A 22,945-nucleotide genomic window follows, 5' to 3' on the forward strand; every position below is an offset into this window, starting at 1 on the left:
CGGTGGCGCCGGGCATGCGCTTACCGTGCTTCGGACCGGAGGCACGTCCGTGGGAGCGGCTGTCCGCTCCGGACGTGACCGAGCCCCGGCCGCACACCCGGTTCGGGCCTTCCCACGGTGACAACCATCCGATTCCACCGTTCGAGGGACTGTTCCGCATGCGTACTCACGCACACGCCACAGCGAAGCACCCGCACGACGACGCCCCCGACACCGCGGCCGCCTTCGCCCGCCTCATCGCCCTGCCCGACGGGCCCGAACGCGAGGCACTGCGGCAGGAGCTGATCCGGGCCTGGCTGCCGATGGCCGAGCGGCTGGCCGGTCGGTTCCGCAACCGGGGCGAGTCCATCGAGGACCTGCGCCAGGTCGCGGCGCTCGGCCTGGTGAAGGCCGTCGACCGCTACGACCCGGAGCGCGGGGCCGCGTTCGAGAGCTTCGCCGTGCCGACCATCACCGGTGAGCTCAAACGGCACTTCCGCGACCACATGTGGACCCTGCACGTGCCGCGCCGGGTGCAGGACCTGCGCGGCCGGGTCCGCGCCGCCCGCCAGGAGCTCGCCCAGACCGTCGGCGGCCACAGCCCTTCGGTCGCCGAGCTCGCCGCGCACACCGGGATGACCGAGGACGAGGTCAAGGCCGGCCTCGAAGCCCTCGACAGCTACTCCGCGCTTTCCCTGGACGCCGAACTGCCGGGCGCACAGGACGGGTTCAGCCTCGGCGACTCGCTGGGCGCGCCCGATCCGGCGCTCGACGTCGTCGTCGACCGCGAGGCGGTCAAGCCGGGGCTGCGCCGACTGCCGCCCAGGGAGCAGCAGATCCTCTACATGCGGTTCTTCCGCGACATGACACAGAGCCGGATCGCCGAGGACCTGGGCATCTCCCAGATGCACGTCTCCCGGCTGATCACCCGCTGCTGCACTCGGCTGCGGGACCAGGCTCTTCGGGACCAGGCTCCGCGCGATCGTCGTCGCCCGCCCCGGCGGGACGCCGCATAGCAAGGGCGGTATGGCGGGACATCACGTCCATCGCCTGCCCCTCCGCCATCGAGAACGGCCGCGCCGCGCCCGTACGGAACAGCGTCAGCACTGCTTGTACGGGGCCGGGCGCCCCCAGCGGTACGCACAGCAGTGACGTCACATCGGCGAGCGCGAGGACGGGTGCCCCGGCCGGGTCGTGGCCGAAGCCGTCGGTGTCCTCGGGCTGCACCTGGAGCGAGGTCGTCCCGGCCCGGGCCGCCTCCGCGACGAGCGGGCAGGAGGCCGGGTCCTGGGCGGCGACCATCTGCCGCAGGGCGGTGGACTCGCGGGCGGCCGGGCCGAGCACACTGGTCCGGCGCAGCCCGCCGTCCACCAGGTCGGCGACCACCCACTGGGCGAAGCGCCCGCAGAGCACCCGGGCGGCCGTGTCCAGGATCTCGCCGCGCTCGCCGGGCGCCAGCCGCAGCAGCGCCCCCGCCATCGTGTCGATGAGGTCCATGAGTTCGGCGTGCCGGGTCGACTCGGCGAGATCGGGCAGCTCGGGCGGCGGCGCGGCGGCCGTCGCCCGGGATATCCCCGGCTGGAGCACCACGAGCACCGCCGGGTGCGGCTCGTCCGGCGGGCGCAACGCGGTCAGTGTGGCCAACAGCGGCTCCTCGGGCCGCTGTTGGAGCCGTACGGTCAGGCCGCGGTCGCCGTCGCCGCGCGCCACGGCGGCGGCCTGCGAGCGGAACGCGCCCCGGTCGCCCGGCATCAGCAGCGCGGCGAGCGGCCGCCCGGTCGCGTATCCGGCCCGGGTGCCGGTGAGGCCGGTCGCCGCGAAGTTCAGCCTGCGGACCACCGTTTCGCGGTCGACCAGGAGGACCGGCAGCGGCAGCCGCTGGAAGAGCGCCTTGAGGAGCAGCCGTTCCTGCCGGTCGCCGGGTGAGCCGGACGCGGCGCCCGCGCCGGTGACGAACTGCTCGTAGCGGGGCCACAACTGCTCGGCCACATGCTGGAGTTCGAACAGGGCCGCGTCCAGGACCGTCAGATGCTCCCCGGCCCCTTGCGAGCGCGCGGTGCGCAGCTCGCCGACCCGTCTGACGAAGTCCGCCAGTTCCTCGCCGAATTCGTCCGCCGTCTGCGTCATACCAGCAAGTTAGCCGGTGCCGCCGTTTCCCGGGCCCGCCAGCGGGAAGGCGCCGTACAGGAGGTTCTTCCATGCTGTACGAGACGGAACGCCAACGACCGGAATCCGCATCCGCCACCCCCGTACGCATGCTGTCCCGACTCGCCGAGCAGTCGGTGCGCTGCGCGCCCGCCACGTGCGGGGCCGTCGCGACCATCGCCGACAGCGGACCCGAGCGCCGGGTCACCGCCACCCACCCCGACCTCGCGCCGCTCGTCTCCGTCCAGCTCGCCTGCGGCGACGGGCCCATCCCGACCGCGCTGGACGTCGGCGCGCCGGTGGACAGCGAGGACCTGCTGACCGAGGACCGCTGGCCCGGATACCGCGCGCTGGCCCTCGAATCGGGCGTACGGGCCTGTGTCACCCTCCCCTTCCGCCGCTCCGGCATCGAGGTCACCCTCAGCCTCTACAGTTTCCGCCCCGGCCCCCTCGACGAGGCCGCCCGCTCGGTCATCGGCATCCTCGGCGAGGAGACCACGGCCCGCCTGGTGCGCGAGCGCCGCTACCACGCGGCTCTCGCCGAGGTCGAACAACTGGAGACGGCACTGCGCTCGCGCCCGGTCATCGACCAGGCCAGCGGCATCGTGATGCATGTCCTGGGCTGTGGCGCCGAGGACGCGTTCGGCGTGCTGCGCAGCCTGTCGCAGCGCGCCAACCGCAAGCTGTCCGAGGTCGCCGAGGGCGTCGTCCGCACCAAGGGCCGCGGCCTTGAGGACGAGCTGGCCGCCCTGCACCCGTCCGCCTGACCCCGCGCGTCCCGCCCGCCCCACTTCCGTACGCATGCGGAGCGGCGCCGCCGAGCAAACCTCCGTATAAAGGGCTCAGGGGCCCGAGACGGCGGGGCGCGAAGGAGGCGGCGCATGCACGGGACGGTGGCGGAAGGCCGTGGACCCGTCCGCTACGGGCCGCCCGCGCCGGGCCCAGGGCTGCCCGTCCTGCCCGAACTGGCCGACGTTCTCGCGGGCGCCGTCGGCCGCACCGACCCCGAACCGCCCGGCGGCGGCGCCGAACTGCGTGCGGCCGCCTGCGGCTACTGGCTGCGGCGCGGACTGCGCGCCGACCCCGACCTGGTGGCCGCCGCGCCCGGCGCCCAGCCGCTCCTGTTCGCGCTGCTCGCGGCGTACGGGGGCGACATCCTGCTGCCGCGCCCGTGCCCGGCGTGGTGGACACCGCAGGCCCGGCTGCTCGGCCGGCCCGCCTACCATGTGCCCACCCCGGCCGAATGCGGCGGCGTGCCCGATCCGTACGCGCTCCTGGAGACCGTGCGCCGGGTGCGTGCGGAGGGCGGGCTGCCCAGGATCCTGGTGCTCTCGGTCGCCGACGACCCGACCGCGACGGTCGCGCCGCCCGAGACCATGCGGGAGGCGTGCGAGGCGGCCGTCGGCGAGGGGCTGCACATCATCAGCGACGAGACCTGGCGCGACACCCTGCACCGGCCGCACGACACGGTCCTGTTCAGCCCGGCCGAGATGTGCCCCGACGACGTCACCGTCCTCAGCGATCTGGCGGGCGCGCTCACCCCGTCCGGCTGGCCCGCCGCCGTCGCCCGCTTCCCGGCCACCGAGCGCGGCGTCCAGCGCCGCGCCCGCGCCCTCGACGTCCTCACCGCACTCGGCTCGGTCATGGCGGGCCCGGTCGCCGAGGCCGCCGCGTACGCCCTGAACGAGCCGGATCCCGTCGCCGTACGCACCCGGCGGGCCGCCGCCGTACACGGCGCGGTCGCTGCGGCCGCCCATCGCGCGGTCCTCGCGGCCGGGGCCTTCGCCCGGCCCCCGCAGGCGGGCCGCCACCTCTACGCCGACCTCGGCCCGCTGCGGGCCCGGCTCGCCGCGCGCGGGGTCACCGACTCGATGGAGCTGGAGGAGTACCTGACCGCCCGGCTCGGCGCCCCCGCCCCCGGCGGCCACCGCTTCGGCGACGAACTGGGCGCGCTGCGCGTCCGGCTCGCCACGGGCCCACTGCTCGGATCGACTCCGGAGCAGCGCGCCCAGGTGCTGGACGCGCCGGACCCGCTGGCCCTGGCGCATGTGGCCGAGGCGCTGGAGGCGTTCGGGTCCGCGCTCGACGCGCTGTGACGACCCCCGTGACGACCCCGTCCCCTCGAATGGAGCCGCCCGGATGACGGAACAGACGGAACAGGCCGAGTTCACGGCACCGGCACCGGCCCCACCGCTCACCGCACAGCCCCCGCGCCCCCTCGGCGAGCTCCGCCACTGGCCCCGGTCGTTCGCCGACCGGCTCGTCCACCCGCTGCCCGGGGTCCGCGCGCTGGCCCGCCTCGCCCGGGAAGGTGCGCTGCGCCCGTCCCCGGCGGGGCTGCGGGGCATCGCCGAGCTGCCGTTCGCGCCCGGGCCGCTGCCCGCCGTGGACACCGCCACGGTCGCGGTCACCTGGGCCGGGCACGCCAGCTGGGTGGTGCGGATCGGCGGGCTCACGGTCCTGACCGACCCCGTCTGGTCCCGCCGCATCCTGGGCACCCCGCCCCGGCTCACCCCCGTGGGCGTCCGCTGGGAGGACCTGCCGCCCGTCGACGCCGTCGTCATCAGCCACAACCACTACGACCACCTGGACGCGCCCACCCTGCGCCGACTCCCGCGCCACACCCCGCTGTTCGTCCCGGCCGGCCTGGCCCGCTGGTGCCGGCGGCGCCGGTTCACCCGGGTCACCGAGCTCGACTGGTGGGAGGCGGCCGAACTCGACGTGCCGGGCCGGGAACCCGTCCGGTTCGAGTTCGTCCCGGCCCATCACTGGTCCAAGCGCTCGCTGACCGACACCTGCCGCTCGCTGTGGGGCGGCTGGGTCCTGGGGGACCGCAGGGGCAGACGCGTCTACTTCGCGGGCGACACCGGATACGGCCACTGGTTCAAGGAGATCGGCCGCCGCCACCCCGCGCTGGACCTGGCGCTGCTTCCGATCGGGGCGTACGCGCCGCGCTGGTGGCTGCGGGACGTGCACGCCGACCCGGAGGAGGCGGTGCAGGCGTGCGAGGACCTGGGCGCGCGGCGGATGGCGCCGATGCACTGGGGCACGTTCGTCCTCTCCGCCGAGCCGGTCCTCGAACCACTGGCCCGGGTGAGGGCGGCCTGGGCGCGCACGGGCAGACCGCGCGACGGCCTGTGGGACCTGCCGGTGGGCTCGTCACGGGTCCTGGCCGCTTGACCAGGCCGTACGCGAACTCCTTCGCGGGGCGCTCAACTGCCCCTGTTTACGGGGGTGTTCAGCGACCCCGCCCTAGCGTGGTGCCTGCTCGGCTGTTTCGTCCCGCGACCGCCCCCGCATCCGCCGCCACACCGCAGGCCCCCCACTGATCAGCAGCGTCAGGGCGACCGCGGCGACCACGCCCTGCCACGGCTCGGGGAAGAGCGAGCCGCCCAGGATGCCGATCAGGCCGTACGCACCGGCCCAGGCCAGGCACGCGGGCACATCGCCCCGTACGAACGTCCGCAGCGGCATGCCGCCGAGCAGGCACGCCAGCATCACCGGGATCCGGCCGGCCGGTACCAGCCGGGACAGGATCAGGACGGGCACCCCGTGCTCGTCGAGCTTGCGCCGGGCCTGCTCCAGGCGGTCCGGCGCCGCCCGGTCGCGCAGCGCGGCCAGCCAGCGCGACCCGTTGCGCGAACGCACCCCGCGCTGCCCCAGCCAGTACAGGCCGATGTCCCCGAGGAACGCGGCGAAGGCGCCCACCGCGAAGACGAGCAGCAGCGAGAACCAGGCCGTCTGGTGGAAGGCGACCACCGCGGCCGTCGACACCAGCGCCCCCGTCGGTACCACGGGCACCAGTGAGCCGAGCACGACCAGGATGAACAGGGACGGATAGCCGAGCGCCTGCTGGGTCGACTCCGGCGGCACCTGGCCCGCCGCCCGGGCCATGAACGCGGCGATCACCGGGCGACCTCGGGCCGTACGCTCTCGCCGTGCAGCAGCCGGTGCACCGCCACGCCGGGCGCGAGCTGTGCCGCGTGGCGTACGAAGTCGTCGCCGGGCGCGTGGAATTCATGCGGGCGGACCCCGTCGAGCCCGATCGGCCAGTACGTGCCGTAGTGCACCGGCACCGCCGAGCGCGGCGCGAGCCGGGCGAGGGCCTGGGCGGCGCGGCCCGGGTCCAGATGGCCGGGGCCGAGGAACGGGCCCCAGCCGCCGACCGGCAGCAGCGCCACGTCGACCGGGCCGACCTCGTCCGCCATCTCGTCGAAGAGCCCGGTGTCCCCGGCGAAGTAGGTGCGGGCCCGGCCCTCGATGACATAGCCGAGCGCGGGTGAGCGGTGCGGTCCGAACGGGAGGCGCCGCCCGTCGTGGTGCGCGCTCACCACCCGTATCCGCAGGTCACCGGCCTCGACCAGATCCCCGGGCCGCACCTCGGTGAGCCGTAGGCCGAGCCTCGTCAGACCCGGCACGGCCCGCACCGCGCCGCGCGGCACGACCAGGCGGGTGCCGGGCGCCAGGCGTGCGAGGGAGGGCAGATGCAGATGGTCGGAGTGCAGATGCGAGACGAGGACGATCTCGGCGGCGGCCGCCTCGGGCGGCGGCACCGCGCCCCGGCGGCGGCGCAGATGCGCGAGCCGCCGTGCGAAGAGCGGATCCGTGAGCACCCGTACGCCGGAGTCCTCGACCGTGCAGGTGGCATGACCCCACCAGGTGATCTCCACCGGCACCGGGAAAACTCCTCCGCTCGAAACCCACCACGCGCGCTGTTGGGTACGAGCCTAAGTGTCGTGGGGCGCAATGGAGGGGACCCGGGGTAGGCCTTGGGTTCACGAAGGGACGGCCCGGCATGATCATGCACTCCGAGCAGTGTCCGCGCTGCGGCGGGATTCTCGCGGTGACCCAGGACGGCTGGAAGATCTGCCACTCGTGCGGATACTCCTCGCCACCCTGATCCAGGAGTAGGGTCACCACCACGACCAAGCTTGGGGGACGGCCATGGGTGACGTGCGAGTGGCGGCGATCGCCAGTCTGACCCCACTTGAGGAACTGGACCTGGACCCCTTCCTGGTCGACACCCGCAGCCAGCACGAGATGTGCGCGCGCTGGGCCGCCGACAAGGGGTACGTCGTCACCCGGCAGTTGCTCTTCTACGGTCTGCGGCCCGACCACGTGGGGCTGTGGGCGGACGTGGACGCGGGCCAGGTGGACGTCTTCGTCGCGCCCAACGAGCGCGTCCTCGCCCGGGCGTTGACGTCGGTGCCGGCGTTCTCCGCCGAGTGCGAGCGCCGTGGGGTCCGGCTGGAGACGGCCGGGCTCGACGAACCGTCCTACGACGCCGCCAAGAAGGCGCACATCCACCGCAGGCTCTCGATGCCGACCGCGGGGTACGACGGCTGCTGAGCCGCACCCCGCCGCGTAAGTCTCCAGGTACACCGCCGCGCGGAAACAATGCCCCTGGCCGGTTTCCGTCCCTGTGACACGCTGGGAGGGAACGGCTAGGCGAGAGGCAGTGACGAGCGGCGTGAGCACAGGGCGATGGCGGCAGGCGGGCAGCGCCCTGATGCGGGTGGTCGTGGTGTGGGCGGTCTCCACCCTCACCATGATGGCGCTGGCCGGGATCCTGCCCGACTTCCAGCTCAAGTCCGCAGGTGGCGACAGCGTCACCCGGGTCGCGCTCACCGCCGCCTGGGGCGCGGGCGCGTTCGGTCTGCTGAGCGCGCTGGTGTGGCCGCTGGTCGTACGGGCGTTCCTGCTGGTCCCGGCGCTGGTGCTGGGCCTGTTGGTGTTCTTCCTCAACGGCTCGCTGCTGCTGATCGCGCTGAGCCTGATCCCCAGCGGGCGCGGCGCGGCCAAGCCCGAGACCGCGGTCGTGGTGGCCGCGGTGATGTCGGCGGTCGCCTCCGCCACCTCGACGGCGCTCGCCGTCCGGGACGACAACGCCTACCGGCGCAGGCTCTCGCGCCTCGCCGACCGGCGCAGACGCAGGCGCGGCGACGACGACCGGGGCTCGGAACCGCCCGGCACGGTCTTCCTCCAGCTCGACGGCGTCGGCCACGACGTGCTGTGCCACGCGGTCGGCGCGGGCCTGATGCCGACAGTCGAGGGCTGGCTGAAGGAGACGCACCTGCTCACCCCCTGGCGTACCGACTGGTCCAGCCAGACCGGCGCCAGCCAGCTCGGCATCCTGCACGGCTGCACCTTCGACGTGCCCGCCTTCCGGTGGTACGAGAAGGACACCGGCGAGCTGATGGTCTCCAACCGGCCCGCCAGCGCCGTGGAGCTCCAGCGACGGGCGATCGAGCGCACCGGCGACGGCGGCCTGCTCACCGTCGACGGCGCCAGCCGGGGCAACCTCTTCTCCGGCGGCGCCGACCAGCTCGCCCTGGTCCTGTCGATGGCCGCCCGGCGCGGCCGCCGCAACCGCTCCCGGGCGGGCTACTTCGCGTACTTCTCGGACCCCGCCAACTCCGTGCGCACCGCGCTCTCCTTCGTCGCCGAGGTCGGCCGCGAGATCGGCCAGTCGACCCGGGCGCGGCTGCGCGGGGACACGCCGCGCGTGCGGCGCGGCGGGCTCTACCCGTTCATCCGGGCGTTCGCGACCGTCGTCGAGCGCGATGTGGTGGTCGCGGCGGTCATAGGGGACATGCTCGCCGGGCGCACCGCCGTCTACGCCGACCTCGTGGCGTACGACGAGGTGGCGCACCACTCCGGGCCGCGCAGCCGGGACGCCGACAAGGTCCTGGACCGCCTCGACCGGTCCCTCGCGCTGATCGCCAAGGTCGCCGAGCACGCGCCGCGCGCGTACCGGATCGTGCTGCTCTCCGACCACGGGCAGAGCCCGGGGGAGACCTTCGCGGGGGCGTACGGGCTGACCCTGAAGGACCTGGTGCGGGCCGGGTGCGGGCTGTCGGTGCCGCGTGGCGCCGAGCGCACCAAGAGCGGCGCGGAGGCGCGTGACGCGGTCCGGGTCGCGCTGCACCGGCCGGTCATGGAGAACGGGGAGCCGGGGCCCGCCTCCGACCCGATCGTGCTCGCCTCCGGCAACCTCGGGCTCGTCTCCTTCCCGGACACCGAGGGGCGGCTCGCCCGCGAGGAGATCGACCGCCGCCACCCCGCGCTGCTGCGCACCCTCGCCGGGCACCCCGGCATCGGCTTCCTGCTGGTGCGCAGCGAGGAGCACGGCGCGGTGGTCATCGGCGGCGCGGGCACGGACCGGATCCATGAGGTCCCGCTCGCCGAACTGGCCGACGGCAAGGGCCCGTTGACCGGTTTCGCGCCGGGCGCCGCCGACGCCGTACGGCGCACCGACACCTTTCCGCACACCGCCGACATCATGGTCAACTCGATGTACGACCCGGTGACCGGCGAGGTGCACGCCTTCGAGGAGCAGATCGGCTCGCACGGCGGCCTCGGCGGCGAGCAGGGTCATCCGTTCCTGCTGTGGCCGCGCGATCTGTCGGCGCCGGTGGCTGACGGGACGGAGCTGGTCGGCGCCGAGCAGGTGCACCGGGTGCTGCGGCGCTGGCTGCGCGAGTGCGCGGGGCCCGAGGTGCCGCTGGAGATCTCCCGGCACCAGGCGGAATCGCGGCTTCAGGAGGAATCCCGGCGCCGACAGGAAGCGGAAGGATCATTTCCGGTAGACGACCGGGCCGTGCAGGACAAATCCGCCTGATTTTGCGCCGCGTTCGCCGTACCCGACCATGGTCAGGTTTTGGCACGGAGAGAGGCGCACCACCCCATGACCACGCAAGATTCCCAGAGCAAGCATGCCCGGCAATTCGGATTGCCGGTGGCGACCGCTCTGGTCATGGGCAACATCATCGGCGGTGGGATCTTCCTGCTGCCGGCGTCGGTCGCCCCGTTCGGCACCATCAGCCTGCTCGCCTTCGTCGTCCTGACGGTCGGCGCGATCGCGCTGGCGCTCGTCTTCGGCCGGCTCGCCGAGCGGCTGCCACAGACTGGCGGCCCGTACGTCTACACCCGCGCGGCGTTCGGCGACTTCGCCGGCTTCCTCGCCGCCTGGTCGTACTGGATCACCACCTGGGTCTCCAACGCGGCGCTCGCCGTGGCGGCGGTGGGCTACCTCGACGTCCTCATACCGATCCACGACTCCAAGGCGGCGACGATCGCTGCGGCCTTGGCGCTCCAGTGGCTCCCGGCGCTCGCCAACTTCGCGGGCACCCGGTATGTGGGCGCGGTCCAACTGGTCTCCACCGTCCTGAAGTTCGCGCCCCTGCTGCTCGTCGCGGTCGGCGGTCTGTTCTTCTTCGACCCGGCCAACCTCGGCCCGTTCCAGGCCGACGACCACAGCCCGATGGGCGCGGTCTCCGCCTCGGCGGCGATCCTGCTCTTCAGCTACCTCGGCGTCGAGTCGGCCGCGGTCAGCGCGGGCGAGGTCCGCGACCCGCGCCGCAACGTCGGCCGCGCCACCATCCTCGGCACCATCGGCGCCGCCCTGATCTACCTCCTGGGCACCCTCTCGGTGTTCGGCACCGTCCCGCACAACAAGCTCGTGGACTCCACCGCACCCTTCACGGACGCCGTGAACGCGATGTTCGGCGGCTCCTGGGGCGGCACCGCCGTGGCCCTCGCCGCTCTGGTCTCCATGGTCGGCGCCCTCAACGGCTGGACCCTGCTCAGCGCCCAGACCCCGTACGCGGCGGCCAAGGACGGACTGTTCCCGCAGGTCTTCGCCCGTAAGAACCGCGGTGTGCCGACGGCCGGCGTCATCGTCACGGTCGTCCTCGCCTCGTCGCTGACCGTCTACAACTACACGGTCGGCTCGACGGGCGTCTTCGAGATGCTGGTCCTGGTCACCACCTTCACGGCCACCGTCCCCTACCTCCTGTCGACCGCCGCGCAGCTGTACTTCCTCGCGTCCGGCCAGTCCCACCGCGTCCACCGCGCCCGCCTGGTCCGGGACTTCGTCCTCGCCTCCCTCGCCGCCGGGTTCTCCCTGTGGCTGGTCGCGGGCTCCGGTTACGAGGCGGTCTACCAGGGCGTGCTGTTCCTCTTCGCGGGCGTCCTCGTATACGCGCTCCTCGCGGCCCGCAAGCAGCGCCCGGAGGCGGCCGCGGAAGCCGAGCCGGTGGCCGCCAAGGAAGCCGCTGACCTGCGGGTCTGACAGTCGGTGACGGCAGCCCGCGATCTGTCGTGCGGTACTCCGTTCGGCGGCTTACGTTTGCTGCGGGGGCTCCCCGACCGAAAGGTCTGCCATGCGCGGACGTACGACAGTGGGCGCAGCCGGTGCCGCTATGGCGCTGCTCGCCCTCGCGGTCCCGGCCCTGGCGGACGGTGCGAAGCCCGATCTGACCCGCTTCTACACCCAGCGACCGGTCTGGGGCGCCTGCACGGTCAAGGGCGCCCCCCAGGGCATGGAGTGCGCCAAGCTCACCGTGCCCGTCGACTACGCCCACCCCGCCGACGGCACGATCGAGCTGGCGGTGGCCCGTATACGGGCGAGCGGTTCAGGCTCGGAGTCAGGCGGTACGGGGACGGACGCGGGCCCGAGTGGTGCCGCACCCGCCGCCACCGCGCCCAAGGGTTCGCTCGTCTTCAACTTCGGCGGCCCCGGCGAATCCGGTCTCAAGGACCTCGGCGGCTTCCTGAGCGACACCGAGGGCCTCGCCGACCAGTACGACCTGGTGAGCTTCGACCCCCGGGGCGTCGGCCGCAGCGCCCCCGTGCGCTGCGGGACCGCGGCGGAGAAGGAGATCGAGAGCTCCGACGACACCGCCCCGGCGAACGACGCCGAGGGCCGCAAGCAGCTCGTCGCCGAGCTCAGGTCGGTCGCCGAGGAGTGCCGCAGGACGACCGGCAAGCTGCTGCCGCACGTCGGCACCATCAACGCCTCGCGCGACCTGGACGTCCTGCGCCAAGCGCTCGGCGACAAGTCGCTGAACTACTTCGGCATCTCGTACGGCACCCGGCTGGGCGCGGTCTACGCGGCCCAGTTCCCCCAGCGGACCGGGCGGATGGTGCTCGACGCCGTGGACTCGCTGACGGCCGACGCCGAACAGTCGGCGCTCGCCCAGGCCACCGCGTTCCAGCGCGGCCTGGACACCTTCCTGTCCGACTGCGCCCACCAGGGCGCCGGCTGCCCGCTCGGCGCGACGACCGCGGCCGCGACGAAGACGCTGGACGCGACCGTCACCCAGCTGGACAAGCAGCCCGCGAAGACCGCGTCCGGGGCCGAGTTCACCTCGGCCGACCTGCGCACCGCCATCACCGACTCGCTCTACGCCGAGCAGCTGTGGCCGACCCTCGCGTACGGCATCTCGACCCTGCACGACAAGGGCGACCCGGCCGCCCTCGACCAGATCAACAAGTCGTTCGCGGGCGAGGACGCGCAGGGCAAGCGCGCGGCGGACGACAACAGCAAGGAGGCGCTGCTCGCGATCAACTGCGCCGACGAGCCCAAGCGCCCCAAGGACCCGGCCGCCGAACTCGCCTCGCTGGAGGACAAGTTCGCCAAGGCGTCCCCGATGTTCGGCCCGGAGCAGGTGGGCGCGGCCGTCTCCTGCACCGGCTGGCCCGCCGGTACGGACTACATCCGCCGCATCGACCGCACCGGCGCGCAGCCCGTCCTGCTGATCGGCACCCGGGGCGACCCCGCCACGCCGTACCAGTGGGCGGCGGAGACCGCCCGCCGCCTCGGCAAGGGCGTGGTCCTCACGTACGAGGGCGAGGGGCACGGCGGGTACACGGCGTCCCGCTGCGTACGGGAGCACGCGGACGCGTTCCTGCTGGAGGGGACCCTGCCCGCCGCGGGGACGTCGTGCCCCCGGGAGACGCCCCCGGCGCATTGAGCCGACTGCCGCGGATCAGTTGCTCATCGCCGCGACCGGGGCCGCGCAGGACCAGCGTCCGATCGCCGTCTCGGCCGTGATGCCCGGGCCGAACCCGGCGATCATCCCGCCCGCGCCGTCCGCCGCGCCGCCGTCCGCGAAGAGCCGGGCCAGCGCGTCGAAGACCACGGAGCTGGCGATGTTGCCGCGCTCGGTGAGGGTGGCGCGGCTGAAGCGGAACATCTCCGGCGGCAGGTCCAGGAAGTGGCACAGGTCGTCCAGGATGCGCGGCCCGCCCGCGTGGATGATGAAGAAATCCATCTGCGGGATCTCCCAACTGTGCTGCGCCACCAGCGTCTTGAGCGCGGGCGCCAGCATCTCCATCGTGCCCGGGACGCGCTTGTCGAGCAGGAAGTGGAAGCCGGTGTCGCGGACGGCGTAGGAGATCCAGTCCTCGGTGTGCGGGACCAGATGCGAGCCGTTGCGCTCGATCCGCATCCCGGTGCCGCCCTCGCCGCGTACCACCGCCGCCGAGATCGCGTCGCCGAAGAGACCGTTGGAGAGCAGCGAGCCGACGCCGATGTCGGTCGGCTGGTAGCAGAGCGAGCAGAACTCGCACGACACGATCAGCACATTGGAGCGCGGATACGCCGTGCAGAAGTCGTGCGCCCGGTTGATCGCCGCACCCCCGGCCGCGCAGCCGAGCTGGGCGATCGGCAGCTGCCGGGTCTCGGTCCTGAACCCCATGGTGTTGATCAGCCAGGCGGTCAGCGACGGCATCATGAAACCGGTGCACGAGACGTAGACGATCAGGTCGATGTCGGCGGGCTCCACCTCGGCATGGGCCAGCGCCTGCCGTACGACATCGGGCACGCGTGCCTTGGCCTCCGCCTCGTACAGCAGGTTCCGTTCCTCGAAGCCGGGATGGCGCAGGGTGGCCTCGATCGGCTGGACGATATGGCGGGTGCGGACCCCGGTGTTCTTGATGAGCCGCAGTACGAGGTCGCGCTGCGGATGGTCGGCATGCGTCTCGCGGGCCAGCGCGAGCGTCTCCTCCTGCGTGATCACATGGTCGGGTACGGCTACTGCGGGGCGGCACAGGGTGGCCATGGGACTTCCTTGTCTCCTGCCGGGCAGTCGCCCGCGGTTCCCCCGCGGGTGCCCCAGGGTGTGCGGTCGTGTCCGTGTCAGGTATCCCCGAGCGTTATCGGCAACATGTCCCCGAACGGGGCATTTAACCGATTAGGGGGATATTCCGATGCGGGTAGCTCACCCGGGCGTGAGGGGACCCGGTGGTGACGGTCCGAGGACCCCGGAGACGGGGGCCCGCGCCCGGTTGCGGGATGCGGCCGAACGGGGTAGGGGCATGGACTGCCCGCGCACCCTGCTTTCAGTGTGGGCGTTGCGTGAACGTGAACGCGAACTCCACTGCCTCCGCGTGCAGTTGGTACTGCGGTAGTGTGCCCGGGCCGCAGGACTGTGAGCCGATGCCCTGCTGGCCGTGGTCGAGGTTGAGCCAGACCGTGTCGCCGGGCACGAGGTCGGTCAAGTGCCGTGCGGCGTCGAGCTGTTCGGTCGTCCAGCGCCGGGCCGTGAACCAGAACGGTGGCTCGCCTTCGATGCGCAGCCCGCCCACCTCCGCCCAGCGGACGTCGGCGCGGGCGCCGTTCTCCTGCGGCCGGACGTACGGAGTCTGGAGCGCGTCGACGTCCGAGTGCCACAGCCCGATCGCCGAGGCCGTCGCGGTGTCGGGGTACGCCTCGCCCGGGCCGCCGCCGAACCACGTCACCGGTACGGGCCCACGGTCGCCGGACGCGGCGCCCGGCAGGCCGAGCCGGATGCCGAGCCGGGGCAGCGGCACCTTCCAGTCGCCCTCCGGGACGACCGCGACCGTCAGCCGCAGCCGGGTTCCGTCCGACGTCCAGCGGTACGTGGTGGCGAGCCCCACCTCACGGGCGGCGGGCGCGACCCGGGTACGTACGACAAGAGAGCCGTCCGTCAACTCCACCGCATCCAGGCGGTGTTGCATCCGATGCAGCCCCAGCTCGCGCCAGAGCAGCCCGTACCGCGCATCGGGCTGCCAGGCCGCGCCGTTGTCGTTGTCGGTGGGCGCGCGCCACACATCGAGGCGCGGGTCGGTGACCGCCACCTCGCCGATGGACCCGAGCGCACCGGTACGGGCGTCGAACACGGCCGGGCCGAGGGTGATCAGCCCGCCGGAGCGGATGGGGTGGGCGCCGGTGGCCGGTGGCATCAACTGCACTTGGGATACGGGTAGTTGAGCCCACGCCATCAGATGCTCCTGTGGGGCCCACGCCGTCTCCTCGGCGAGGACCGCTCGTATCGTCCAGCGGGTCTCGGCGGTCCTGGCCGCCCCGGTCGGCTGCTCGGGCAGCTTCACCTGGGCCCACTCGCCCGGCCCGAGCGTGGGCACCGCCAGGTCGCCGGTCGCCACGGGCTCGCCGTCCGCCTCGTACGACCAGGTGAAGGCGAGGCCGCGCAGGTCCGCGAAGTCGTACAGGTTGGTGACGCGGACCGTGCCTTCCCCGGCATCGCCCTCGATGCGTACCGGCTCGATCACCTTCTTGTACTCGATCAGCCCGGGGGACGGTGTCCGGTCCGCGAAAAGAAGCCCGTCGCAGACGAAGTTGCCGTCGTGCAGCTCCTCGCCGAAGTCGCCGCCGTAGGCATAGCCGTACGCCGGGTGGGCGAGGGCGTGGTCGATCCACTCCCAGACGAAGCCGCCCTGGCAGCGCTCGTACGCGTCGAAGAGCCGCTGGTAGTCGGCGAGACCGCCGGGGCCGTTGCCCATGGCGTGGGCGTACTCGCAGAGGACGAAGGGGAGTTGACGGCGTTTCAGAGTGCCGCCGTCCAGGTGGCGGCCGATGCGTTCGACCTCGGCGTGCGAGGCGTACATCCGGGAGTACAGGTCGGTGTCGCGGCAGTCGGAGTCGCCCTCGTAGTGCAGCGGGCGGGAGGTGTCGCGGGCGCGGATCCGGGTGGCCATGGCGGTCAGACCGCGTCCGGTGCCGCACTCGTTGCCCAGCGACCAGACGACGACCGCGGGGTGGTTCTTGTCGCGGTCGACCATCCGGGCGGCGCGGTCGAGCAGGGCCGGGGTCCAGTGGTCGTCGTCGACCGGGTTGTCGCGCCACCCCTGCTCGACGAAACCGTGCGTCTCCAGATCGCACTCGTCGACGACCCACAGCCCCAGCTCGTCGCAGAGGTCGAGGAAGGCGGGGTGCGGCGGATAGTGGCTGGTGCGCACGGCGTTGATGTGGTGACGCTTCATCAGGACCACATCGCGGCGCATGGTCTCCAGATCGAGGGCGCGGCCCGAAGTGGGGTGGAACTCATGCCGGTTGACGCCTCTGAAGAGCAGCGGCCGTCCGTTGACCCTGAGCAGACCGTCCTCGACGGCGACCGTACGGAAGCCGATGCGCAGCGGGACGTGCTCGCCCGCCGTGGCCAGCACCCCGTCGTACAGGCGCGGTGTCTCGGCCGTCCACGGCTTCACCGGCAGGCTCACCGCGTCCCCGGTCGCGATGTCGATGCCGAGCTCCGCCACCGTGACGCGCCCGGGGACCTCGGAGTCGACCCGCAGCGTGCCCTCGCCGGTGCGGTGGTCGTACGCGGTGTGCACGAAGAAGTCCGCGACACAGCCCTCGGGTCGGTGCAGCAGGGTGACGTCCCGGAAGATGCCGGGCAGCCACCACTGGTCCTGGTCCTCCAGATACGAGCCCGCCGACCACTGGTGCACCCGCACCGCCAGTACATTCCCGCGCGCCCTGAGCAGCGGCCCGACCGCGAACTCGTGCGCGAGCCTGCTGCCCTTGAAGTGGCCCAGCTCCTGGCCGTTCAGCCACACCCGCGCGCATGACTCGACACCGTCGAAGCGCAGCACGGCGTCGCCGTTGGGCGGCCAGTCGTCCGGCAGGTCGAAGACCCGCAGATGGTCACCGGTCGGGTTCTCGGTCGGTACGCGGGGCGGGTCGACCGGGAACGGATAGAGGTGGTTGGTGTAGATCGGCCCGCCGAACGCCCCGTCGCCCTGGAGCACCCAGTGCCCGGGCACCCGGACCTCGTCCCACTCCCCGGCGTCGTACCCGGGAGCGGCGAAGGCGTCGTCGTGCGCGTCGGCGGTCGCCGCGAGCCGGAAGCGCCACCGGCCGTTCAGCGAGAGCCGCGCGGCATCCGAGGCGGCGTACCAGGCGCGGGGCGGCAGCAGCGCGGTTCCGTCGCCGGGGGAGAGGGACTCGACGTAGTGGACGTCCGTGACGTCCGAGGCGCGGAGGGACACGGTCCGGAGGCTAGGGCCGTGGTCGTGCCCGCGACAAGGGGTGGGCGGTGTACGGGCTTTGGGCGGCGTACGGCATTACCTCGGCGGTAATCGACCCCGGGCAGGCCCCGAAGGCAAGGTTGAGCCATCGGGTCCCGGGCGGCGCACTCCGGCCGGGGCCCGGTTCGACCGATGTTGACTCCCGTCCTTGATGGAGGCTGATTCCCCATGTCCGAGAACCGTTACGAGACCGCCGTCGCCCGCTACTTCGAGGCGTGGAACGCCACCGGCTCCGCCGAGGAGCTGGCCAAGGCCGTCGGCGCAGCCTGGAGCGAGGACGGCGGCTACACCGACCCGCTCGCCGACGTCACCGGCCACGAGGGCATAGCGGCCCTCATCGCCGGGGCCCACCAGCAGTTCCCCGGCTTCGAGTTCCGCCTCGACGGGCCGGTGGACGGGCACCACGACGTCGCCCGGTTCCGCTGGGAGCTGGTGGCGGTCGCGGACGGGTCGGCGCCCGTCGCCGGGTCCGATGTGATCACGCTCGCGGCGGACGGCCGCATCCGCACCGTCGTCGGCTTCCTGGACCGGGTGCCGTCCGGCGCCTGAGCGGGCGCGCGTACCGTCCACGCGCGACCGGGGCGCGTCAGGCCAGGGCCGACTGCAGATAGGCCGCCGTCTCCTTGTCGGCCGGCAGGAACGTCTCGATGGCCAGCTCCGACACGGTCACGTCCATCGGGGTGTTGAACGTGGCGATCGTCGAGATGAACGACAGGACCGTTCCCCGGTGCTCGACGCGCAGCGGCAGCGCGAAGGGGAACAGGGCGTGGTCCGGGGCGTCGTCGTCCGCCGTGTCCGGCACGGGGTGCGCGGCGACCTCCTCGTACAGCGAACGGAGCGCGTCCGAGCGCATCAGGGCTATCTGGCGCTCCATCTGTGCCAGCAGATGTCCGCGCCACTGGCGGATGTTGCGGATGCGCGGCGCCAGGCCCTCCGGGTGGAGGGTCAGGCGCATCGCGTTCAGCGGGGGAGCGAGCAGCCGTTCCGGGATGCCTTCAAGGAGCATGGCGATGCCCCGGTTGGCGGCCAGGACGGTGTACGTCCCGTCGACTATCAGCGCCGGGAACGGCTCGTACCCCCGCAACAACCGCTCCATGCCGTCGCGCAGGGCGTCCATCGACGGGTCGTCCAGCGGTGTCTCGGTGAACTGCGGGGCGTAACCGGCCGCGAGAAGCAGGGCGTTGCGCTCGCGCACCGGGACCTCCAGGTGCTCGGCGAGGCGCAGGATCATCTCCTCGCTCGGCCGTGACCTGCCCGTCTCTATGAAACTGATGTGCCGCGCCGACGAGTCCGCGCGCAGGGCCAGCTCCAGCTGGCTGATCCTGCGCTGCTCGCGCCAGCCGCGCAGCATCGGGCCGACTCCGGTGTCGATCACGGCAGTTGTGGTCATACTCAGACAGTAACCCGGGCCACTGACAACGCCCGGCGCCGTACCACCCACCCGGCCAGCGCGATGGCCCCCGCGACCGCGTAGGCCGAGGTGCGCACGAGGTCGAAGGAGTGCGGCATCGCCCACGCGGTGACGTAGCAGACGGCGCCCGCCGCCGCGACCGCCAGCCATTCCCACCGGCCGTCCAGGGCCACCAGGGCGACCAGCAGCAGCGCGTACCACGAGTAGCCCGGCGTCATCATCAGGAAGGCCCAGCCGAGCACCAACAGGGCACCGCGCCAAGGGCGTTGCGGGTCGCCCCGGCGCAGCACGTACAGCAGGACCAGCGCCACCACGACGAGCGCTCCGGGCAGCGCCCAGTCGTCGGGCAGCACCAGGCGGACCAGCCCGTACCGGCTGCGGGCCGAGGCGTCGTCGTACCCCTCCTCCTCCGCGTAGCCGCCGAGATAGCCGAAGACGGACGCGTGCGAGACCAGGACGTACGGGAGGTAGGAGAGCGCGACGAAACCGGCGGTCGGGACGAGGACGCTCGCGGCGCGCCGCCAGTCCGGGCGCCGCCCGGCGAGCACCCCCGAGAGCGCGCCGGGCAGCACCACGGCCGGGAGCATCTTGGCGGCGACCCCGGCCCCGATGAGCACACCCCCGACGACGTTGCCGCGCACCCCCGGGAACCCCCGCCACGCTCCCGCCACCGCCCCCAACCCCGCCACCGTGAACAGCACCGCAAGACCGTCCACATGCGCGTTGTTCACCGCCTCGATCGGCACCGCCGGGCACCACGCCCAGTACGCCGCCCCGCGTACGTCCCCGCGTCGGCGCAGGATCAGCAGCAGGACGCCCGTGGTGGCCACGGCCAGCAGTGCGCCGCCCACCTGGAGCGGTTTGTGGCGGGCGCCGGGGGGCGAGAGCTCATGGACGCCGAGGAAGTACACCTCGGCCACCGGCGGGTAAATGGTGTGCACTTTGGGGCGGTTGAGGCGGGTGCAGCGACCCGCCTCGCCGTCGATCCTGGCGCGGTCCGGGCCCTTGCACGCCGCGCCCGACGGGAACAGCCAGGAGTCGCGCAGCCCCGCCAGCTCCCGGTCCGCCGGGACATGGTCGTACGGCGAGATCCCGGCGGCCTGCACCCGGCCGTCCCAGGCGTAGCGGAACATGTCCGTACTGGTGGTCGGCGGCGCGGCCAGGCCCGTCGCCGCGACCAGCACACCCCCCGCCAGGATCAGGCCGGTCCGGTGCTTGGCCGGAACCCGCCGCAGCGACCACGCGGCGGCCGCGAACAGCAGCCAGCAGGCCAGGTACCACCACGACAGCGCGCCGGGATGGCCGTAGTAGCCGTCCTCGACGAACGTGGTGGCGAGGACGGCGGCCAGCGCCAACAGCAGCACGGCGGTCAGCGCGGTGCGGCGGACGGCGGACGGTGCGGCCGTCGGGGTGTCGGCGGCCGGGGCGGTGGCGGTACGCGGTGCGATCACCCGTCCACATTCGCAGCCCGGGGCGCGTCCGGACGGCCCAGCGCACCACGCGTCCGAGAACCGTAAGGTGTCGGGAGCCCTGTTCAGAGCCCTGCAGGGGATGTCATGGAGCCATGAAGTCACGACTCCCGCTTCCCCCGCCGCCGACGGCGCTGCTGCCGACCTTCCGCGGCAGGCTGCACGACAAGCGCACCGCGACGGCGATCGGCCGGCTGCTCGGCGTGGCCATGCTCGTCTGCATGGTCACCGGTGTGATCAGCCACTACCTCCAGCATCCGCCGAGCTGGCTGGCCGATGTGCTGCCCAGCGAGCCGAGCTGGGGGTACCGGCTCAACCAGGGGCTGCACGTCGGCGTGGGGATCGCGGCGATCCCGCTGCTCTTCGGCAAGCTGTGGACGGTCTACCCGAGGCTGTTCGTGTGGCCCGCGCTGCGGAACGTACGCCACGCCCTGGAGCGGCTGTCGGTGGCCGTGCTGGTGGCGGGCGCGGTGTTCGAGCTGCTGACGGGGCTGCTGAACACGGTGCAGTGGTATCCCTGGCCGTTCAGCTTCGTGCCGGTGCACTTCGCCGTGGCGTGGGTGCTCACCGGGGCGCTGCTGCTGCATCTGGCGGTCAAGTGGCCCGACATCAAGGCGTACTGGTGGCAGCGGTCGGCCGCCACGCGCGCGTTGCCGGCCGAACCGGAGAACGCGCCCGACCGGCGCTCGCTGCTCACCGGGCTCGCGGTGGCGGTGGGCGCGGTGACGGTGACGACGGTGGGCCAGAGTTTCACCCCGCTCAAGGACGTCGACCTGCTGGCGCCCCGCCACCCCGACCACGGCCCGCTGGGCGTGCCGGTCAACCGCACGGCGATGCAGGCGGGCCTGACCCATGTGGACTCGGTCGCCTGGCGCCTGACGGTGGTCGGGCCGCGTCCGTACGAGCTGACCCTCGACGAGCTGGCCGCGATGGAGCAGTCCGAGGTGGAGCTGCCGATCGCGTGCGTGGAGGGGTGGAGCAAGAACGCGCACTGGACCGGCGTACGCATCAAGGACCTCACCGAGCGCGCCGGGGCGCCCGGGGCCGCGCTGCGGGTGATCTCGCTGGAGCAGCACGGGGCGTACCGCGTGATGGACATGGGCCGCACCTACGCGCGCGACCCGCGCACCCTGCTGGCCCTGCGGCTCAACGGCCACACCCTCACCGCCGACCACGGCTACCCCGCCCGCATCATCGCCCCGAACCGCCCCGGGGTGCTCCAGACCAAGTGGGTCACGCGACTGGAGGTGCGGTGATGGTGACGCGGTACGCGGTGGGCGCGCTCGGGGTCGGCCTGATGGGTCTGGGGGCGTTTCTCGCCTGGTCGCAGCGGCCGTGGGACGTGGTGGTGTGGCTGGTCGGCGCGGTGGTGCTGCACGACGGTCTGATCGCCCCGCTGGTGCTGCTCGTGGGTCTCGGGGTGGCGGCGACACGGCCCGGGGTGCGCGGCCCGCTGCGCGCGGCGCTGCTCACCGCCGGCTGCCTCACGGTGATCGCCCTCCCGGACATCCTGCGCCCGGGCCCGGTGGTCAATGTGACGGTATTGCCGCTGGATTACGTACGGAACTGGCTGGTGCTGCTGGGAGTGGTGGTGCTTGCGACTGTGGTGGTGCTGGTGGGCAAGCGGGGGCGGGGTGGGCACGGGGGGCGCGTGCGCAGGCCCGAGCCCGCGCCGGTGGCGCCGAAGCCCGGCCCCGCACCCGTGGCTCCACAGCCGGGACCCGCGCCCGTGACCCCGTCGCCGGGACCCACGCCGACGGCCCCGAAGCCCGGCCCCACCCCACCCCCCAAGACCCCGCCGTCCTCCTAGGCCCGCCGCGCGCCCCCCTCCCGTACGCGCTGAATCGACTCCGCGTTCTCCCACAGCGTCTGGAAGGCGAGGCGCAGGCAGGCCGCGAGGGCCGGGTGTTCGATGTAGAGCGCGGTCGTGGCGCCGGTGCCCGCGACCGGGTCCGGCATGTCGCAGAGCACCAACGACGCGTCCGCTATGACCAGTTTGAGGGGAAGTTCCTCGGTGAACCGGGCCTCCTCGCCCGCCTCGCCGAAGCGAGCGACGTTCTCCAGCACCTCGTCGTCGCTCAGCGCGTCGTACGTGTACAGCGCGCGCACTGTGCCGCCGCCCCGCCGCAGCCGCCGGGCGGCCTTGAGGCCCGGGAGGTTGGCGGCGGGGGCCACGAACGGCGGGCGGCAGAACGTGAGGAGTTCGGCGTCGGCCTGGTCCTGGATGTCCGCGAAGCGCTCGGCGATGGTCTTGGGGTCGCGCAGCACCTCGATGTAGTCGAGCGGGTCGGTGTGCGAGCGCCCGGCCGACCAGAGCGGCAGCAGCGCCGCCGTGAGCCCGGTGGAGACATGTTCCAGCCGTTCGAGCGACTCGCGCTGCCGGGCCATCAGCCGGGCCAGGGCGAGCTCCGGGGCCACCGCCCCGAACGTGGCGACCTTCCCTCCGTGCGACACGGCCAGCTGGGCGCGGACAAGACCGTCCAGCACGTCGTAGACGCGCTGCCGCGGCACCTCCGCCTCCCTGGCGACCTGCGCCGCCGTATACGAGTCGCGCCGCACCAGCGCGAGATAGACCCGCGCCTCGTAGCGCGACAGTCCGAGGGCGACGAGGTCGTTGACCGACTCCTGTTCCGGCTCCATGGTCAACCACGGTATAGCGCGATCAGCGAAGCGTGATCCAGCCGAATCCCATGAGAATCCTTGCCTTTTGCTTTGCCCGTCTGACAGTTGTGGGTGACGGGCGGGTGTCCTACGTTCAACGACGCCACCACTCAGCAGGGTGGCACTTTCTCAGAGGCGATCTTGTCATGCACGCGACATTGATCCCCGGGCAGTCGCCTCCGCTCGCCCTCATCCCGGCGAGCCA

General features: G+C 73.0%; 19 protein-coding genes. 11 read left to right on the forward strand and 8 right to left on the reverse strand.

Going from position 1 to position 22,945, the window contains the following annotated elements; genetic code table 11:
- Positions 1-158: 158 nt before the first annotated feature.
- Positions 159-995 carry an RNA polymerase sigma factor SigF gene (locus tag BG418_RS04705; RefSeq protein WP_188272401.1) on the forward strand — a complete coding sequence of 279 codons (837 nt, stop codon included), beginning with the start codon at positions 159-161 and terminating at the stop codon, positions 993-995.
- Here the strand turns inward: BG418_RS04705 and BG418_RS04710 are convergent.
- Positions 904-2,106: a PAS domain-containing protein gene (locus BG418_RS04710; RefSeq protein WP_188272402.1), complete on the reverse strand. Its 1,203-nt coding sequence runs from the start codon at positions 2,104-2,106 to the stop codon at positions 904-906. The genes BG418_RS04705 and BG418_RS04710 overlap by 92 nt on opposite strands.
- Before the next feature lie 71 nt (positions 2,107-2,177).
- Between BG418_RS04710 and BG418_RS04715 the strand changes: the two genes are divergently transcribed.
- The 3 genes from BG418_RS04715 (at position 2,178) to BG418_RS04725 (ending at position 5,304) form a co-directional block, all read left to right on the forward strand.
- Complete coding sequence (locus BG418_RS04715; protein ID WP_188272403.1) at positions 2,178-2,891, forward strand: ANTAR domain-containing response regulator; 714 nt, start codon at positions 2,178-2,180, stop codon at positions 2,889-2,891.
- 114 nt (positions 2,892-3,005) lie between these two features.
- Positions 3,006-4,220, forward strand: coding sequence for an aminotransferase class I/II-fold pyridoxal phosphate-dependent enzyme (locus BG418_RS04720; protein ID WP_188272404.1), 1,215 nt, complete (start codon positions 3,006-3,008; stop codon positions 4,218-4,220).
- A gap of 43 nt (positions 4,221-4,263) precedes the next feature.
- Positions 4,264-5,304 (forward strand): MBL fold metallo-hydrolase, encoded by a 1,041-nt coding sequence (locus BG418_RS04725; protein ID WP_188272405.1) that lies wholly within the window; start codon positions 4,264-4,266, stop codon positions 5,302-5,304.
- A gap of 72 nt (positions 5,305-5,376) precedes the next feature.
- Here the strand turns inward: BG418_RS04725 and BG418_RS04730 are convergent, their stop codons facing one another.
- Both BG418_RS04730 and BG418_RS04735 read right to left on the reverse strand, forming a co-directional pair.
- Complete coding sequence (locus BG418_RS04730; RefSeq protein ID WP_188272506.1) at positions 5,377-6,018, reverse strand: DedA family protein; 642 nt, start codon at positions 6,016-6,018, stop codon at positions 5,377-5,379.
- A gap of 11 nt (positions 6,019-6,029) precedes the next feature.
- Entirely contained in the window at positions 6,030-6,800 is a 771-nt protein-coding gene (locus BG418_RS04735; protein ID WP_188272406.1) for an MBL fold metallo-hydrolase, read from the reverse strand.
- A gap of 268 nt (positions 6,801-7,068) precedes the next feature.
- Between BG418_RS04735 and BG418_RS04740 the strand changes: the two genes are divergently transcribed.
- The 4 genes from BG418_RS04740 to BG418_RS04755 all read left to right on the forward strand — a co-directional run bounded on the left by BG418_RS04740 (position 7,069) and on the right by BG418_RS04755 (position 12,881).
- Positions 7,069-7,473 carry a hypothetical protein gene (locus tag BG418_RS04740; RefSeq protein ID WP_188272407.1) on the forward strand — a complete coding sequence of 135 codons (405 nt, stop codon included), beginning with the start codon at positions 7,069-7,071 and terminating at the stop codon, positions 7,471-7,473.
- A gap of 160 nt (positions 7,474-7,633) precedes the next feature.
- On the forward strand, positions 7,634-9,745 hold the full coding sequence (locus tag BG418_RS04745) for a phage holin family protein (RefSeq protein WP_188272507.1): 2,112 nt from the start codon (positions 7,634-7,636) through the stop codon (positions 9,743-9,745).
- Between the two features lie 66 nt (positions 9,746-9,811).
- On the forward strand, positions 9,812-11,197 hold the full coding sequence (locus BG418_RS04750; RefSeq protein ID WP_188272408.1) for an amino acid permease: 1,386 nt from the start codon (positions 9,812-9,814) through the stop codon (positions 11,195-11,197).
- A gap of 91 nt (positions 11,198-11,288) precedes the next feature.
- Entirely contained in the window at positions 11,289-12,881 is a 1,593-nt protein-coding gene (locus BG418_RS04755; protein WP_188272409.1) for an alpha/beta hydrolase, read from the forward strand.
- A 15-nt stretch (positions 12,882-12,896) separates the two neighbouring features.
- On the opposite strand, the gene BG418_RS04760 is transcribed toward BG418_RS04755, so the two are convergent.
- Both BG418_RS04760 and BG418_RS04765 read right to left on the reverse strand, forming a co-directional pair.
- Positions 12,897-13,970: a type III polyketide synthase gene (locus BG418_RS04760; RefSeq protein WP_188272410.1), complete on the reverse strand. Its 1,074-nt coding sequence runs from the start codon at positions 13,968-13,970 to the stop codon at positions 12,897-12,899.
- Between the two features lie 280 nt (positions 13,971-14,250).
- Positions 14,251-17,160 carry a glycoside hydrolase family 2 TIM barrel-domain containing protein gene (locus tag BG418_RS04765; protein ID WP_188272411.1) on the reverse strand — a complete coding sequence of 970 codons (2,910 nt, stop codon included), beginning with the start codon at positions 17,158-17,160 and terminating at the stop codon, positions 14,251-14,253.
- Positions 17,161-17,367: 207 nt separating this feature from the next.
- Between BG418_RS04765 and BG418_RS04770 the strand changes: the two genes are divergently transcribed.
- Positions 17,368-17,748 carry a nuclear transport factor 2 family protein gene (locus tag BG418_RS04770; protein WP_188272412.1) on the forward strand — a complete coding sequence of 127 codons (381 nt, stop codon included), beginning with the start codon at positions 17,368-17,370 and terminating at the stop codon, positions 17,746-17,748.
- A gap of 37 nt (positions 17,749-17,785) precedes the next feature.
- Here BG418_RS04770 and BG418_RS04775 read toward each other — a convergent pair whose 3' ends face one another.
- Together BG418_RS04775 and BG418_RS04780 are read right to left on the reverse strand one after the other, a co-directional pair.
- Complete coding sequence (locus BG418_RS04775; RefSeq protein ID WP_188272413.1) at positions 17,786-18,589, reverse strand: helix-turn-helix domain-containing protein; 804 nt, start codon at positions 18,587-18,589, stop codon at positions 17,786-17,788.
- 2 nt (positions 18,590-18,591) lie between these two features.
- Complete coding sequence (locus tag BG418_RS04780; protein ID WP_398997577.1) at positions 18,592-20,061, reverse strand: glycosyltransferase 87 family protein; 1,470 nt, start codon at positions 20,059-20,061, stop codon at positions 18,592-18,594.
- A gap of 113 nt (positions 20,062-20,174) precedes the next feature.
- Between BG418_RS04780 and BG418_RS04785 the strand changes: the two genes are divergently transcribed.
- Together BG418_RS04785 and BG418_RS04790 are read left to right on the forward strand one after the other, a co-directional pair.
- Positions 20,175-21,335: a molybdopterin-dependent oxidoreductase gene (locus BG418_RS04785; RefSeq protein WP_188272414.1), complete on the forward strand. Its 1,161-nt coding sequence runs from the start codon at positions 20,175-20,177 to the stop codon at positions 21,333-21,335.
- Complete coding sequence (locus tag BG418_RS04790) at positions 21,335-21,889, forward strand: hypothetical protein (protein WP_188272415.1); 555 nt, start codon at positions 21,335-21,337, stop codon at positions 21,887-21,889. Before BG418_RS04785 ends, BG418_RS04790 begins: the two co-directional genes overlap by 1 nt.
- On the opposite strand, the gene BG418_RS04795 is transcribed toward BG418_RS04790, so the two are convergent.
- Positions 21,886-22,719: a TrmB family transcriptional regulator gene (locus BG418_RS04795; RefSeq protein WP_188272416.1), complete on the reverse strand. Its 834-nt coding sequence runs from the start codon at positions 22,717-22,719 to the stop codon at positions 21,886-21,888. The two genes, BG418_RS04790 and BG418_RS04795, sit on opposite strands and share 4 nt — an antisense overlap.
- Between the last annotated feature and the right edge of the window lie 226 nt (positions 22,720-22,945).

The organism is Streptomyces sp. CBMA152 (assembly GCF_014596475.1).
Lineage (GTDB): Bacteria > Actinomycetota > Actinomycetes > Streptomycetales > Streptomycetaceae > Streptomyces.

What these genes read in the sequence shown, in the direction of transcription:
- BG418_RS04705 (WP_188272401.1), top strand. Translation starts at nt 159, where the DNA reads ATGCGTACTCACGCACACGCCACAGCGAAGCACCCGCACGACGACGCC.
- BG418_RS04710 (WP_188272402.1), bottom strand. Translation starts at nt 2,106, where the DNA reads ATGACGCAGACGGCGGACGAATTCGGCGAGGAACTGGCGGACTTCGTC.
- BG418_RS04715 (WP_188272403.1), top strand. Translation starts at nt 2,178, where the DNA reads ATGCTGTACGAGACGGAACGCCAACGACCGGAATCCGCATCCGCCACC.
- BG418_RS04720 (WP_188272404.1), top strand. Translation starts at nt 3,006, where the DNA reads ATGCACGGGACGGTGGCGGAAGGCCGTGGACCCGTCCGCTACGGGCCG.
- BG418_RS04725 (WP_188272405.1), top strand. Translation starts at nt 4,264, where the DNA reads ATGACGGAACAGACGGAACAGGCCGAGTTCACGGCACCGGCACCGGCC.
- BG418_RS04730 (WP_188272506.1), bottom strand. Translation starts at nt 6,018, where the DNA reads ATGGCCCGGGCGGCGGGCCAGGTGCCGCCGGAGTCGACCCAGCAGGCG.
- BG418_RS04740 (WP_188272407.1), top strand. Translation starts at nt 7,069, where the DNA reads ATGGGTGACGTGCGAGTGGCGGCGATCGCCAGTCTGACCCCACTTGAG.
- BG418_RS04745 (WP_188272507.1), top strand. Translation starts at nt 7,634, where the DNA reads ATGCGGGTGGTCGTGGTGTGGGCGGTCTCCACCCTCACCATGATGGCG.
- BG418_RS04750 (WP_188272408.1), top strand. Translation starts at nt 9,812, where the DNA reads ATGACCACGCAAGATTCCCAGAGCAAGCATGCCCGGCAATTCGGATTG.
- BG418_RS04755 (WP_188272409.1), top strand. Translation starts at nt 11,289, where the DNA reads ATGCGCGGACGTACGACAGTGGGCGCAGCCGGTGCCGCTATGGCGCTG.
- BG418_RS04760 (WP_188272410.1), bottom strand. Translation starts at nt 13,970, where the DNA reads ATGGCCACCCTGTGCCGCCCCGCAGTAGCCGTACCCGACCATGTGATC.
- BG418_RS04770 (WP_188272412.1), top strand. Translation starts at nt 17,368, where the DNA reads ATGTCCGAGAACCGTTACGAGACCGCCGTCGCCCGCTACTTCGAGGCG.
- BG418_RS04775 (WP_188272413.1), bottom strand. Translation starts at nt 18,589, where the DNA reads ATGACCACAACTGCCGTGATCGACACCGGAGTCGGCCCGATGCTGCGC.
- BG418_RS04785 (WP_188272414.1), top strand. Translation starts at nt 20,175, where the DNA reads ATGAAGTCACGACTCCCGCTTCCCCCGCCGCCGACGGCGCTGCTGCCG.
- BG418_RS04790 (WP_188272415.1), top strand. Translation starts at nt 21,335, where the DNA reads ATGGTGACGCGGTACGCGGTGGGCGCGCTCGGGGTCGGCCTGATGGGT.
- BG418_RS04795 (WP_188272416.1), bottom strand. Translation starts at nt 22,719, where the DNA reads ATGGAGCCGGAACAGGAGTCGGTCAACGACCTCGTCGCCCTCGGACTG.